The sequence below is a fragment of the Shinella daejeonensis genome (assembly GCF_024281235.1).
GTDB lineage: Bacteria > Pseudomonadota > Alphaproteobacteria > Rhizobiales > Rhizobiaceae > Shinella > Shinella daejeonensis.
In genome coordinates this window covers 1-14189 of the sequence record NZ_JAHWXY010000021.1, presented here as the reverse complement: position 1 = coordinate 14189, position 14189 = coordinate 1, and the positions used below count along the sequence as shown (strand labels likewise).

The 14189-nt window shown below is 67.3% G+C and carries 16 protein-coding genes and 1 pseudogene; all 17 read right to left on the bottom strand.

Features of this window, described 5'->3' with window-relative positions:
• The coding region (trbL, locus tag KYK29_RS22075; RefSeq protein WP_254693040.1) for a P-type conjugative transfer protein TrbL at positions 1–1002 on the bottom strand (1002 nt) is incomplete at its 3' end.
• A gap of 3 nt (positions 1003–1005) precedes the next feature.
• Positions 1006–1311 carry a putative entry exclusion protein TrbK-alt gene (gene trbK-alt / locus KYK29_RS22070; protein WP_254693039.1) on the bottom strand — a complete coding sequence of 102 codons (306 nt, stop codon included), beginning with the start codon at positions 1309–1311 and terminating at the stop codon, positions 1006–1008.
• A gap of 20 nt (positions 1312–1331) precedes the next feature.
• On the bottom strand, positions 1332–2099 hold the full coding sequence (gene trbJ / locus KYK29_RS22065; RefSeq protein WP_254693038.1) for a P-type conjugative transfer protein TrbJ: 768 nt from the start codon (positions 2097–2099) through the stop codon (positions 1332–1334).
• Between the two features lie 2 nt (positions 2100–2101).
• Positions 2102–4546: a conjugal transfer protein TrbE gene (gene trbE / locus KYK29_RS22060; RefSeq protein WP_254693037.1), complete on the bottom strand. Its 2445-nt coding sequence runs from the start codon at positions 4544–4546 to the stop codon at positions 2102–2104.
• Between the two features lie 14 nt (positions 4547–4560).
• Positions 4561–4839, bottom strand: a complete 279-nt coding sequence (locus KYK29_RS22055; RefSeq protein WP_254693036.1) for a VirB3 family type IV secretion system protein — start codon at positions 4837–4839, stop codon at positions 4561–4563.
• On the bottom strand, positions 4839–5171 hold the full coding sequence (locus tag KYK29_RS22050; protein WP_254693035.1) for a TrbC/VirB2 family type IV secretion system protein: 333 nt from the start codon (positions 5169–5171) through the stop codon (positions 4839–4841). Before KYK29_RS22050 ends, KYK29_RS22055 begins: the two co-directional genes overlap by 1 nt.
• Positions 5168–6151 carry a P-type conjugative transfer ATPase TrbB gene (trbB, locus tag KYK29_RS22045; RefSeq protein ID WP_254693034.1) on the bottom strand — a complete coding sequence of 328 codons (984 nt, stop codon included), beginning with the start codon at positions 6149–6151 and terminating at the stop codon, positions 5168–5170. Before trbB ends, KYK29_RS22050 begins: the two co-directional genes overlap by 4 nt.
• A gap of 188 nt (positions 6152–6339) precedes the next feature.
• Positions 6340–6768: a CopG family transcriptional regulator gene (locus KYK29_RS22040; protein ID WP_254693033.1), complete on the bottom strand. Its 429-nt coding sequence runs from the start codon at positions 6766–6768 to the stop codon at positions 6340–6342.
• A 5-nt stretch (positions 6769–6773) separates the two neighbouring features.
• Positions 6774–8759, bottom strand: coding sequence for a conjugal transfer protein TraG (locus KYK29_RS22035; RefSeq protein WP_254693032.1), 1986 nt, complete (start codon positions 8757–8759; stop codon positions 6774–6776).
• A gap of 24 nt (positions 8760–8783) precedes the next feature.
• Positions 8784–10523: a relaxase/mobilization nuclease domain-containing protein gene (locus KYK29_RS22030; RefSeq protein ID WP_254693031.1), complete on the bottom strand. Its 1740-nt coding sequence runs from the start codon at positions 10521–10523 to the stop codon at positions 8784–8786.
• A gap of 243 nt (positions 10524–10766) precedes the next feature.
• Positions 10767–11480: a lytic transglycosylase domain-containing protein gene (locus KYK29_RS22025; protein WP_437437288.1), complete on the bottom strand. Its 714-nt coding sequence runs from the start codon at positions 11478–11480 to the stop codon at positions 10767–10769.
• Between the two features lie 69 nt (positions 11481–11549).
• Positions 11550–11897, bottom strand: coding sequence for a DUF736 domain-containing protein (locus KYK29_RS22020; protein WP_254693041.1), 348 nt, complete (start codon positions 11895–11897; stop codon positions 11550–11552).
• Positions 11898–11965: 68 nt separating this feature from the next.
• Positions 11966–12511, bottom strand: coding sequence for a S26 family signal peptidase (locus KYK29_RS22015; RefSeq protein ID WP_254693029.1), 546 nt, complete (start codon positions 12509–12511; stop codon positions 11966–11968).
• Positions 12508–13029: a DUF2840 domain-containing protein gene (locus KYK29_RS22010; protein WP_254693028.1), complete on the bottom strand. Its 522-nt coding sequence runs from the start codon at positions 13027–13029 to the stop codon at positions 12508–12510. Before KYK29_RS22010 ends, KYK29_RS22015 begins: the two co-directional genes overlap by 4 nt.
• A complete protein-coding gene (locus KYK29_RS22005; RefSeq protein ID WP_254693027.1) occupies positions 13026–13277 on the bottom strand; it encodes a hypothetical protein in 252 nt (83 codons plus the stop codon). The genes KYK29_RS22010 and KYK29_RS22005 overlap by 4 nt, the downstream gene beginning before the upstream one ends.
• Positions 13274–13930 (bottom strand): ParA family partition ATPase, encoded by a 657-nt coding sequence (parA, locus tag KYK29_RS22000; protein WP_254693026.1) that lies wholly within the window; start codon positions 13928–13930, stop codon positions 13274–13276. Before parA ends, KYK29_RS22005 begins: the two co-directional genes overlap by 4 nt.
• Positions 13927–14189, bottom strand: a pseudogene (locus KYK29_RS21995) (replication initiator protein A); the annotation flags it as partial. The gene parA and the pseudogene KYK29_RS21995, both read right to left, overlap by 4 nt.

Genomic DNA, 14189 nt, shown 5'->3' with positions numbered 1-14189 from the left:
GCAGCGCCACCGGAGAGCGCCGCCGATCCGCCCTTCACGGCCAGACCTGCCGCACCGCCTGCCGCAAGGGCGTGCGACGGCAGCGCCACCGGAGAGCGCCGCCGATCCGCCCTTCACGGCCAGACCTGCCGCACCGCCTGCCGCAAGGGCAGCGCCACCCACGGCAAGGCCGGTGCCCACGGCAGCGCCCGCGCCGAGCTGCGGACCGCCGGAGACAAGGCCGTTGGCGATGCCGGGGCCGAAGATGCCGAGGCCGAGCAAGGACAGCGCGGCGAGCACGATCGCCATGGCGTCGTCGACGGACGGGGTCGTGCCGCCAAAACCCTTGGTGAACTCGCCGAAGAGGGTCGAGCCGATGCCGATGATGACCGCCAGAACCAGCACCTTGATGCCGCTGGAAATGACGTGGCCAAGCACGCGCTCGGCCATGAAGGCGGTCTTCCCGAAGAGACCGAACGGAATGAGGACGAAGCCGGCGAGCGTCGACAGCTTGAACTCGATCAGCGTCACGAAGAGCTGGATCGCCAGGATGAAGAAGGCGAGGATCACGAGCGCCCAGGCGAACAGCAGGCACACGATCTGGATCAGGTTCTCGAACACCGAGATCCAGCCCATCAGCGGCGAGATGGCTTCGAGCAGCGGCCGGGCGGCATCCAGGCCGGTCTGCGCGACCTTGCCGGGCCGCATCAGGTCGGCAGTCGAAAAGCCTGTGCCCGATGCTTTGAGGCCGAGGCCGGCGAAGCTGTCGAAGACGATCTTGGCGAGATTGTTCCAGTTGCCGATGAGATAGGCGAAGACGCCGACGAACAGCGTCTTCTTGACCAGGCGCGCGATGATGTCGTCATCGCCGGCCCAGCTCCAGAACAGGGCGGCGAGCGTGACGTCGATCACGATCAGCGTCGTCGCGACGAAGGCCACTTCGCCGGAGAGAAGGCCGAAGCCGGAATCGATGTATTTGGTGAATACGCCGAGGAAATTATCGATGACGCCCGCGCCGCCCATGGCTCACCGCCCTTCCGTGCTGGCGGACGCCGCCGGTGCGACCGGGGCGACCGGCGCCGACGCGTGGCCGAGAAAGCGGTCGCGGGTTTCGGCCCAGACGCGCAGGCATTCGGGATCGCTCGCGGCCTGTTGGCCAAGCTGCTGGCACCGGCGCTGGCTCTCGCGCAGCGGATCGCCTTCGGGCTGAAGCTGACGCGCCGACGGCGAAGCCGGCGCATCCTCTCTGCGGGTCATTTCGATCGCGGTCGCCGTGACGGCGACCGCGACGAATACGATAGCGCCCAGCCGGGCCAGCATCTTGCCGTCCATGAGCCTCCTCCTTTCCGGCCTTATTTACCGTTGTTGAACATCTGCGCGTTGCCGGGCTGGTAGCCCGAGCCCGGCGTCAGGAAGCGGCGACGCTGTTCGCGGCCCTGTTCGGCGGCGGCGGTACGCTCGGCCTCGGTGAGCGCGCTGGCGCGGCCGTTCGAGGCGAGCAGCGCCACGAGATCGGAAAGCTGCTGCGATTGCAGGGCGAGGATCTGATTGCCGGCCTGCGCCGCCTGCAAAGCGCCGGTCGCGCCCTGGCTCTGGCTGACCAGCGCCGACATCTGCGTGCGGTTGGTGTCGATATTGGAAACGACGCCGGCCTGTACGCGCATGGCGTCCTGAAGCCCGCCGACCGTGTTCTGCCAGCGCGAGCGCGCGTCGGCGACCATCTGCTTGTCGGTCGTCGACATCGAGACGTTGCCGTATTTCTGGCTGAACATCTGGTCGATCTGCTGGACGTTGAAGGCGATGCCCTGGGCCTGCTGGAGAAGCTGCTGGGTGCGCTGCACGTTCTGCTGCAAGGTCTGGAGCGCCGAGTAAGGCAGGCTCGCCAGGTTCTTCGCCTGATTGATGAGCATCTGCGCTTCGTTCTGGAGCGAGGTAATCTGATTGGTGATCTGCTCCAGCGTGCGCGCGGCCGTGAGGACGTTCTGGGCGTAGTTGCTCGGATCGAAGACGATGATGGCGTGGGCGGGCGTCGCCATCATCGGCGACAGCGCGAGCGGTGCTGCCGCCAGCATGGTCGCGGCGAGCGCCATGGCGCGCGAGCGGATACGAAGGGTAAGCATAGTCAGGACTCCTTTGCTGCTTGGGGGATCGTGAAAGTCGGGATGAGATCGGCCGCCCATCCGACGTCGCGGGCGCGCAGCCACGCGGCGAGGAAGCCTTCGCGGCCGTGCTCGGCGACAAGGTTGGCGATCAGGGTCTGGTCGGACTTGGAAGATGCGGCGCAGAGTGCGAGGCCGACTTCGGACAAGCCCAGCTCGAACAGGCGGTTGCCGCGCCGCGACTGGCAGTAATAATCGCGCTTGGGGACGGCCCGCGCCAAAATCTCAATCTGTCGGTCGTTCAACCCGAAACGCCGATAGATGGCCGTGATCTGCGGCTCGATCGCGCGTTCGTTCGGCAGAAGCAGCCGCGTCGGGCAGCTTTCGATGATGGCCGGCGCGATGCTGGAATTATCGATGTCGGACAGCGACTGCGTGGCGAAGATGACCGATGCGTTCTTCTTGCGGAGCGTCTTCAGCCATTCGCGGAGCTGGCCGGCGAAGCCTTCATCGTCCAGCGCCAGCCAGCCCTCGTCGATGATGAGCAGCGTTGACCGCCCGTCCAATCTATCGCCGATGCGGTGGAAGAGATAGGAGAGCACCGCCGGAGCCGCGCCGGTGCCAACCAGCCCCTCGATTTCGTACGCCTGCACTGAGGCCGAGCCGAGATGTTCGGCCTCGGCGTCGAGCAGCCGGCCATAGGCCCCGCCGACGCAATAGGGCCGAAGCGCCTGCTTGATGTCGTTCGACTGGAGCAGGACAGCGAAGCCCGTGATGGTGCGCTCCTCGACCGGCGCGGAGGCGAGCGAGGTCAGCGCGGTCCAGATATGCTCCTTCACCTCGGGGGTGATCTGGATCGCCTCGCGCGTCAGGATCGCCACGATCCAGTCGGCGGCCCAGGCACGCTCATAGGTGTCGTCGATGCGAGCGAGCGGCTGAAGCGAGACGGAGAAGTCGTCGCCTTCGGTCAGCCCGCCGCCGAGATCGTGCCAGTCGCCGCCCATGGCGAGCGCGGCGGCGCGGATGCTGCCGCCGAAATCAAAGGCGAAGACCTGGCTGCGGTCATAGCGCCGGAACTGCAAGGCCATGAGCGCGAGCAGCACGGACTTGCCCGCGCCGGTCGGACCGACAACGAGGGTGTGACCGACATCGCCGACATGAAGGGATAACCGGAACGGGGTCGAGCCTTCGGTCTTGCCATAAAGCAAGGGGGGCGCACCGAAATGCTCGTCCCGTTCCGGCCCAGCCCACACGGCGCTGAGGGGGATCATGTGGGCCAGATTCAAAGTGCTGATGGGAGGCTGGCGGACGTTGGCGTAAGCATGTCCGGGCAGAGAGCCGAGCCATGCGTCCACCGCGTTGACGGTCTCGACCTTGGCCGTGAAATCGCGGCCCTGGATGACCTTCTCGACAAGGCGCAGCTTCTCGTCGGCAAGGCGCGGATCGGCGTCCGACACCACGATCGTCGCGGTGACATAGGCCATGCCTGCGACATCGGCGCCCAGCTCCTGCAAGGCGAGATCGGCGTCTGCCGCCTTGTTCGACGCATCGGTGTCGACCAGCGCGGACGCCTCGTTGGTCAGGACTTCCTTGAGGATCGCGGCGATCGACTTGCGCTTGGCGAACCATTGCCGCCTGATTTTGGTCAGCAGCTTGGTCGCGTCGGTCTTGTCGAGCAGGATCGCGCGGGTCGACCAGCGATACGGGAAAGCGAGCCGGTTGAGATCGTCGAGCAGGCCGGGCGTCGTCGCGGTCGGAAAGCCGATGATGGTGAGGACGCGCAGATGCTCGTTGCCGAGACGCGGTTCGAGCCCGCCGGTCAGCGGCTGATCGGCGAGCAGCGCATCGAGATAGACCGGGGTTTCCGGCACGCGGACGCGGTGGCGCTTGGTCGAGACGGTCGAATGAAGATAGGTCAGCGTCTCGCTGTCATCGAGCCAGGCGCATTCGGGCATGAAGCCGTCGAGCAGCGCCAGCACGCGGCCGATGCGGTCGACGAAGGTGCGCAGGATTTCTTGCGGATCGACCCCGGTGCGCTCGCGGCCCTCGTAGAGCCAGCTTTCGGCGCGGGCGGCTTCCTCGGCCGGGGGCAGATAGAGGAAGGTCAGGTAATAGCCGGAGACGTAGTGCGTTCCGGCTTCCTCGAAGTCGGCCTTGCGCTCTTCGTCGACCAGGCCGGAGGCCGCGTCGGGAAATATGCTCGCCGGATAGGTCGCGGCCTCATGGCGCTGCGCCTCGACAAAGATGCTCCAGCCCGAGCCGAGACGGCGGAAGGCGTTGTTGATGCGGCCGGCGACCGCGACCAGCTCGGCAGCGACGGCGCTGTCGAGATCGGGGCCGCGAAAGCGCGCGGTGCGCTGGAAACTGCCGTCCTTGTTCACGATGACGCCGGAGCCGACCAGGGCGGCCCAGGGCAGGAAATCGGCAAGGCGGGCGGCGCTGCGACGATATTCTCTGAGATTCATCATGGGTGTCGCCTCCCTCAGACCACGAGGAAGGCCGGGACGCGCAGATGGCGCCGGCCGACCTCGACGAATTGCGGGTCGCGCTTGGCGGCCCAGACCGCCGCGACGTGACCGATGGCCCAGATCGCGATGCCGACCAGCCAGAGGCGCAGGCCGAGGCCCACGGCACCGGCCAGCGTCCCGTTGAGGATCGCGATGGAGCGCGGCGCACCACCGAGCAGGATGTGCTCGGTCAGTGCGCGGTGAACCGGGACGGTGAATCCCGGCACATCCAGTTGCTCGAAGGCGACCGCCATCAGACCAGCGCCCCGCCGCCGAACGAGAAGAACGACAAGAAGAACGAACTGGCCGCGAAGGCGATCGACAGGCCGAACACGATCTGGATCAGCTTGCGGAAGCCGCCCGAGGTGTCGCCGAAGGCCAGCGCCAGGCCCGTCGCGATGATGATGATGACCGCGACGATCTTGGCGACCGGCCCCTCGATCGACTGGAGGATTTTCTGGAGCGGTGCTTCCCACGGCATCGACGAGCCGGAGGCGTGTGCGGCGGGAGCGAGGACGAGATTGATGTAGGCGAAGGCTGCGGCCGTCGCGGCATAGCGGCGAACGCGCATGGTGGTGCGGATCATGAATAGTCTCCTGTGCGGTCAGGGGTTGCGGGGCTGATGCGGTAGTCCCCGTCCGGGCCGAGCCCTTCGACGCGGGCGAGTTCGGCGAGTCGGCGCGCGGAGCCGCGGCCGGAAAGGACGGCAACGAGGTCGATGGTCTCGGCGATCAGGGCGCGCGGGACCGTGACGACGGCCTCCTGGATGAGCTGCTCGAGCCGGCGCAGCGCGCCGATGCCGGTGCCGGCGTGGATCGTGCCGACGCCACCGGGATGTCCGGTGCCCCAGGCTTTGAGGAGGTCGAGCGCTTCGGAGCCGCGCACCTCGCCGATGGGGATGCGGTCGGGGCGAAGGCGCAGCGAAGACCGGACAAGATCGGAGAGCGTAGCGACGCCTTCCTTGGTCCGCATCGACACCAGATTGGGCGCGGCGCATTGCAGCTCGCGCGTGTCCTCGATGATGACGACGCGATCGGAGCCCTTCGCCACCTCGGCGAGCAGCGCATTGGTGAGCGTGGTTTTGCCGGTGGAGGTGCCGCCCGCGACGAGGATGTTGGCGCGCGCCATGATGGCCGCGCGCAATGCCGCGGCTTGGTCGGCGGTCATGATCCCGGCGGCGACGTAATCGTCTAGGCCGAAGATGGCGACGGCCGGCTTCCTGATTGCGAAGGCGGGCGCCGCGACGACGGGAGGAAGAAGCCCCTCGAACCGCTCGCCAGTTTCGGGCAGCTCGGCGGAGACGCGCGGGGACCGGGCGTGAACCTCCGCGCCGACGTGATGGGCGACGAGGCGCACGATGCGCTCGCCGTCCGCGGCCGACAGCCTCTCGCCCGTATCGGCCAGCCCTTCGGACAGGCGATCGATCCAGATGCGACCATCGGGATTCAGCATCACCTCGACGACGCTCACGTCTTCGAGAAAGCGCGCGATGGCCGGGCCGAGCGCGGTGCGCAGCATCCTCGCGCCACGCGCAATCGCTTCCGGTTTTTCGTGAGTGGATGACATTGCGCCCCGCATTTCTCGGAGCCCGCAACAGACGATCCCCGGATCGGGGTCGATTAAAAGAGCCTGAAATCAGGCCGGTTCAACAAGTATCGGTCGTAGTAGTAGCGTGGCGTGCAAATACAGGAGAACGGCGGTGAGGCTCTGATCTTGATGTCGTCGTGAGCCTCACCAGATGACGCGCGCGATCGTCACGGCTCCGAGTCGGGGACATCCTCGGGGATCTCCTGTCGCAGCTTCGGCCCCTTGACGAGACGACGGCCGAGCGCGGTGATGAACGCCTCGTACCGCTCGGCCGACTTGGCGCGCGCCGCCTGCGCGGCGGGCTCCGGCAAGGCAGGCGTGGTCGTGATCCAGAAGCGGATGAACACCGCCAGCGTTTCGACGGCAATGCCGACATCGCGCTCCAGGCGGGTCATGCGGCGGTCGATCTGGTCGAGGCGCTTGGCGACGACGGCCTCGCGCCGCTCGGCATCATCCGGCGAGAGGAAAGATGCGATGGCGGCTTCCGCGATCATGGATTGCGACTGGTCCCGGCGCGCGGCGAAATCCGCCAGCGCCTGCGTCACGTCGGGATCGAGATAGACCGTGAACTTCGATTTCTTCCGATGGCTGCTCATGGCGCTCACAGCTCGATGCCGTCATTGGGATCGAGCGACGCCTGCCGCGCCACGCCCTGAACCCGCTGGATCAGGCGCCGGTTGCGCGTGGCGTCCTCATCGCTGTCGTCGGGAAGCTCGATCTCGAACTCGTTGGCGATGGGTTCCTTCTTCTCCGTCGGCTTGGCGCGACTGAGTTCGGGTTGCAGCCGGCGTTCGGAGTCCGTGGTGTCTTCATCGTCGGACGGGTCGGCAGGTTGGGCATCGCCTGCCTTGGGCCGCGTCGGGGTCGGCAGGCTGCTCCAATCGTCGGGGCGCGGCTGGTCGGGGCGCTTCAGGTCGGGCGGCGACAGCAGGCGCTCGCGGAAACGGGCATCCTCATAGTAGCGCGCCTTCTTCGCCCGGATCGGCGGGGTGCCGGCGACCATGACGATCTCGTCGCTCGGCGGGAGCTGCATGATCTCGCCGGGGGTGAGCAACTGGCGGGCGGTCTCCGAGCGCGAGACCATCAGATGGCCGAGCCAGGGAGAGAGCCGGTGCCCAGCATAGTTCTTCATCGCCTTCATTTCGGTCGCGGTGCCGAGTGCATCGGACACACGCTTGGCGGTGCGCTCGTCGTTCGTGGCGAAGGACACGCGCACATGGCAGTTGTCGAGGATCGAGTTGTTCGGGCCGTATGCCTTTTCGATCTGGTTGAGCGACTGCGCGATCAGGAAGGCTTTGAGGCCGTAACCCGCCATGAAGGCCAGCGCGCTCTCGAAGAAGTCGAGCCGCCCCAGCGCCGGAAACTCGTCAAGCATCAAGAGCAGGCGGTGCCGGTCGCCCTTCGCCTGCAGGTCTTCGGTCAGGCGGCGGCCGATCTGATTGAGGATGAGGCGGATCAGCGGCTTGGTACGATTGATGTCGGATGGCGGCACCACGAGATAGAGCGTGGTCGGGCGCTTGTCGCCCACCATGTCGGCGATCCGCCAGTCGCAGCGCCGCGTCACCTCGGCCACGACCGGATCGCGGTACAATCCGAGAAACGACATGGCGGTGGAGAGCACGCCGGAGCGTTCATTGTCGGATTTGTTGAGCAGCTCGCGTGCCGCGCTGGCGATGACGGGGTGCGGCCCCGCTTCACCGAGATGGCTGGTCCTCATCATCGCGTCGAGCGTCGACTCGATCGGGCGTTTCGGATCGGAGAGGAAGGCGGCGACGCCGGCGAGCGTCTTGTCGTCGCCGGCATAGAGGATGTGCAGGATCGCGCCGACCAGAAGCGAGTGGCTGGTTTTTTCCCAGTGATTTCGCTTGTCCAACGACCCTTCGGGATCGACCAGGATGTCGGCGATGTTCTGCACGTCGCGCACTTCCCACTCGCCGCGGCGCACCTCGAGCAAGGGATTGTAGGCCGAGGATTTCGGATTGGTCGGATCGAAAAGGAGTACGCGGCCATGGTGCGCGCGGAAGCCGGCCGTCAGCGTCCAGTTCTCGCCCTTGATGTCATGGACGATGGCCGAGCCCGGCCAGGTCAACAATGACGGCACGACAAGGCCGACGCCCTTGCCCGATCGCGTCGGCGCAAAGCACAGCACATGCTCCGGCCCGTCATGGCGCAGATAGTCGCGCTCGTAGCGACCGAGCACGACGCCATCGGGATCGAGCAGCCCGGCCGCCTTCACCTCTTCCTTCTCGGCCCAACGCGCCGAGCCATAGGTGGCGACGTCCTTGGCTTCGCGCGCCCGCCAGACCGACATGCCGATGGCGACGGCGATGGCGATGAAGCCGCCGGATGCGGCGATGAACGCGCCCTGGGTGAAGATCTCCGGCGCATAGGCATCATAGGAGAACCACCACCAGAAGAAGGCGGGCGGATGGTAGAACGGCCAGCCGAACAGGACGAACCAGGGCGGCCCGAGCTGCGCCTGAAACCCGAGGCTCCAGGCGACATATTCGGTTGCGCCCCAGGTGGTGGACAGCACGATGAGGAAGACGATCAGAATCTGTCCCCATAGGATTTTGGTCGCGGACATTGCGATGTTCCTTCTCTGTTGAAGCTATAGGCCGAGCCCGCGCTTGCGCCCGAAATCCCAATCGACGCCGCCGCCGTCGCGGGCGACGCCGGAGACGTGGCGGCCGAGCTGCTTGTCGAGGGATGGCGACCAGGGCACGAGCTGGAAGCCGAGGCCGTCGTCGATCATGGCGAAGCGGCCGGAGGCGAGCGTCAGGCGCTGGCGATAGGTGCCGGCGACATATTCGCCGCTTTCGGCCGGCTTGAACGGCTGGCCGGTTTCCTTCGCGAGCCTGCCGGCCACGGCTTCGACTTCGCGGCGACGGAGCGTGTCGATCAGGTTGCGGTTGAAGATGACGCGGCGGCCCTGCTGCTCGGCGAGACCTTCGCCGACCAGACGCTCCGCCCGTTGCCGCATCGCGTCGCGCACCTCGGCGCCGAAACCGCCGTCCGACATGGCGACGGGTTCGCGGGCGATGGATTGCCGGTCGAGCCAGGTCGCGCCGGTTGCGCTCACCTGATGCTGGAGATCGAGATCGGAACGGACGGCGAGCGCGACACGACGATCGCCTTTCGCGTCCTCATAGGCGCGCAGCTCGACGATCGATCCCGGCGGGCTGTCCCCGGTGGCGTCGAGATGCGGCAGGCGGATGTGATGGGTGCGGCCGTCCACGCCGTCGACCACGGCGTAGGCCGTTCCCTTCAGCTCGTCGTCAAGGCCGCGCTCGACCAGGCGGCCGATGACGGGAACGTCGAGGCTCTCGCCGGCAAGGACATAGCTGGCCGATCCGCGCTCGATGCCGCGTTCGGTCAGAGCGCGGTGCATCCGCTTGATGATGTCGCCGCGCTCGCCGAGTTCGCGCAGCGTGGCTTCGGCCTCGGGCTTGATGAACCATTGCTGGTGTCCGACCTGTCCGGCGAGCCCCCGGATTTCGAGGGTGCGCAGCCGGCCGACCTTGAGCGCATGAAACTCGTCCGGCTGCTGGCCGGGTTGCGGCGCGAGGTCGATGATGCCGCTCTTGCCGGCGTCGCGGACAAGCTGCCGGTCGAGCTGCGTCCAGCGTTCGGCCTCGACCTGCCGCTCCAGATTGCGGTTGATCTCCAGATCGGTGCGCTGGCCGAGTTCCTGCGTGACGAGATCCTGCGCGCGGGCGCGCATTCCCTCCTTGATGTAGTCGCGGGAGATCACGAGGTCCTGGCCGTCGTCGGTGCGGCCGCGCAGGATGATATGGATATGGGGATTGTCGGTGTTCCAGTGATCGACGCCGACCCAATCGAGTTTGGTGCCGAGGTCTTTTTCCATCTGCCCCATCAGCTCGCGGGCGTGGTCCTTGAGATCGGCCATATCCACGGCGTCCTCGGGCGAGACGATGAAGCGGAAATGGTGGCGGTCATCCTCGCAGCGCGCCGCGAAGTCGCGGGCATCCACATTGTCGCCTTCAGGCCCGAACAGCCGGGCCTTCTCCCCGTCTCGGGTCACGCCGTCGCGGCGCAGATATGAGAGGTGTGCCGCCAGCGGCGCGGCGCGCGCGCTATGGCGGACCACGCGGGTCTTGATGACGACGATGCGCGAGCGGCCGGTGAGCAGCCGATTGGCCTGGATGCTGGCGCGCTGGCCGCGCCCGAAGCGCGAGCGGTTGCCTGTCGTGATCTTGCCGGAACGGGAGACGCGGCCCCCGGCCTTCTGCGCGGCGGCGAGCGCCTGCGAAATGAAAGGCCGGGCCTGCTGCGCGCGTGTCGAGCGGATGCGCCCAGGCCGGACGCGGATTTCGCTGTCATCGGCCATAGCGCAGCCCCGCACGGTGCGAAAGGATAGGGAAAATCAGAAGGATGGGCGCAGGGCGCACGGTGCGCGAAAGCGCGGCACGGTGCGGAACGCGCCGAAAACCCAAGCAAAAACAACCGACCGACCGAAGCGCACCGTGCGCCTTTTTATCTCGCCATCGTCCGGTTGTTCTGCCTGCCTCCGCCCCTTGCTCCCTCCATGACACGCCGGAATACGATTGGATGCGAAGGACGGTTCGCACGCTCATGGGCGCTCTCCGGGGCTGGAGCGTGCGACGACAAGGGGCGAATCCGATGTCGCGGCCGGATCGGATGGCCGCGCCGTGACGGAGGATCGGCTGTCGTCCGAACGCGCAGTATCCGACCGCGAACCGGCGGGGCGAGCGTCGGCGGAACGCACGACGAAGATTGCCGCGTCGCGCCAGTCGGGCGGCGGATCGGCTCGCCGGATGGACGTTTCGGGTGCAGCCGCGCTGCCGAGAACCGGCACGAGCGCGGCGACATAGGCCCGCGTTTCGGCCGGCAAGGCGCGGCCCGTCGAGCGATGATCGTCATAGCGACCGGGACCGGCGTTGTAGGCCGCGAGCATCGCGGCGACATCGCCGTAGCGGTCCCACATTTCGCGCAGATAGGCCGCGCCCGCCATGATGTTGTCGCGCGGGTCATAGGGGTCGCGGCCGAGACGATAGCGGACGCGCAGACCGGCCCATGTGTCGGGCATGACCTGCATCAGCCCGAGCGCACCCGCCGACGAGATCGCGCGCACGTCGCCCGCGCTTTCGGCGCGCAGCACGGCGCGAATCCAGCGTTCGGGAATCCCGTATCGCTGCGCCGCCTCGGTGATGTGGGCGGCATAGGGATCGGTGGCGGACGGACGGGCGACCGGCGCGGTCTGCGCATGAGCGGCGCTCGTCGCGCTCGCGGCGAGGATCAGGCCGGAAAGGAGAAGAAGAGCCATGCGCCGGGCGGCGTGATGCCGCCCGTGCGCACTCCGATGGCTCGTCGATGGACGGCGAGCGGGCATCGGTCAGTCCTTCTCGGCGCGGTCGCGCAGACGCGACCAGTGCAGCGACCAGGCGCTACCGGCATCATCGTCGCGGAACAGGTTGGCGCGGATCGGCTGCGGGAATGTCGGATCGTCGATCAGCAGCGCGACATATTCGCCGGCCTTCTCGCCGGTGCGCTTCCACCCCGCGCCGATCTCCGCGGTGGTTTCGTTGCTCATGGCATCGAAGACGTGAACGCGATAATCGGGCGCGTTTTCAGCGTCGGACGGCTCGGCCGGCACGATGATGATGTCCTGGACGAGCAGCAGCGTCAGAAGATTGCCGATGAAGCCGGTCTCTTCGCGTCTGAATTCACCAATCTGAGGCATGATTGCTTCCTTTGCGGTGGTGTTGAAAAAGCCACCGGCGAGCACCGCTCCCGCCGATGGAGGAGCCGTCAGCGGGTCGGCGCGCGCCACTCGAAACGGCCGTTGCCGTCTTCGTCGGTCCACAGCGGGACCGCGTGGCCGATGATTTGGTCGGTGGAAGTCAGGCCGAAGTAGCGACCGTCGAGGCTGTCGCGGACCTGCCAGTTCATGAGGAAAACTTCGCCGGTCTGGATGCGGCGGCAGCCCTGCCAGACCGGCAGTTCCCGACCGATCCGGTCGCGCTCCAGCGCCGCGCCCATGGCGATCCCGTCCACGGTGATCGTGGATCGCAAGCGGCATACGGTCTGCCCGGACACGCCGAGAATGCGCTTCAGCAGCGGCACGCCCTTGGGCAGATAGCCGCGCTCGGCCATGAAGCCGGCGAGCGGTTCGGGCGGGTCGACCGCGACTAGATCGGTGACGTCGAACGGCCCGTCGAAGTCGATGGTGTAGAAGCCGATCGGCGCGCTGGCCGAGGCGTTCCACATGAGCTTGATCGGCATCGGCGTGAGCGCCGGATAGCCGACGCCCAGCGTGGCGAGCGCCATGACGGCGATGATGCCGACGCGCGTCATGGCTGGACCTTCCTGCGCAGGAGGAAGGCGCGATGCTGTTCGAGCGTATAGGCGCGTGGGCGTTGAGCGGCGGCCATCCGGTTGTGGACGTGCCGCCAGTGCTCCGGCGAAACGGCGTCCGCATCGATGCCGATCGCCTCGATCGCATCGACGTGGCGCAGCACGTCCTCGACCTTCGGCCAGCCCTCGATCTTGAGGAGGATTTCGCCGCCCGGCCGCACGAAGGGCAGCGTCTGGTAGGCTTCGCCCGGTTCGACCGCGCGCACGATGTCGATGCGCGAGATGATCGTGCCGAAGTCGTTGGAAGCCCAGCGGACGAAGGCGAAGATGGTGTTCGGCCGGAAAGAGAGAATGCGCTGGCGGCGATCGACGATCTGTTCGTTCGCCGCCTGGCCGAACCTGATCCAGTATTCGATCTTCTTCTCGATCCACGTCAGTTCGACGCGGGTCATGCGGTCATGGGTGAGCGCGGACGGCATCGGGCCGCCGCGCACGCGGGGGGCCGCGGTGCCGTTCATATGGGGTCTCCTGGGGTCGGGGGAAATTCGCGGGCGAGCAGCTCGCGCAGCATGTCGGCGACGGTGACGCCGCGCCCGAAGGCCGCGATCTTGATCCGGCCGCGCAGCGCGGGCGTCACGTCGATGGTGAGCCGCGCCGTGTAGGCACTCGCCTCGGCGGCGCGCGGCGGGCTCTCGGCCGTCCTGATCCATTGCTCGGGATCGGCCGGGCGTGTGGCGAAGCCGCGCTTCTCGATGCGGCCCGTCATGACGCGCCACCGTTGTCGATGCGCAGCCGCTCGATCTCGGATACGAGCGCGGCGATCTCGCGGGCGGCGGGCGAGCGGCTGTCGATCTCCGAGGCGAGCCGGCCGGACTGCGCGGCGTCGGCGAAGACGATGCGCTGGCCGATGGTTGCTGCGAGCACCGGCGGATCGTGATCGGCCAGCGTCTCGGCCGTCTCGCGGGCGATGACGGTGCGCGCGGCGCAGCGGTTGAGAACGAAACGGGCGACGAGCTGCTGCCGGTAGATGCGCGCTTCCGTGAGGAGCGACAGCATCTCGGCCGAGGCCCAGCCGTCGAGCGGCGACGGCTGCACCGGGATCAGCACGAGGTCGGCGGCGAGCAGCGCGGAGCGCATGAGGCCGGCGACGCGCGGCGGGCCGTCGATGACGATATGATCGACATCGCGCGCCAGCTCGGGCGCTTCGCGGTGAAGCGTATCGCGCGCCAGGCCGACGACGCCGAACGATCGCGGCAGGCCCTCGCGGCTGCGCTGCTGGGACCAGTCGAGCGCCGAACCCTGCGGATCCGCATCGATCAGCGTGACACGCCGGCCGCGTCCCGCGAGTTCACCGGCGAGATGGAGTGCGAGCGTCGTCTTCCCGACGCCGCCTTTCTGATTGAGGAGCGCGACGATCATCGGCGTCCCCCCGGTGGATCGAGGGGAAGCCGGGGCACTTCGAGATCGCCGGCCTCGGACGAAAGCCTGTCGCCGGAGGCCCTTCGGGGGCCGGATTGTGCTGTCGGAATGCTCTTTTTCGCGGCTACGCTGAGGCTTCTGGCGGCGCCGCGGATGAGCTTTTCCACATCGCGCGCACGCTCTTCAAAGTTAGCTGGGGTAACTGTTTCTGTTCTCGTCGCGTGTGGAGTAAGCGCCTCTTGCCATACCGTGAACGGTG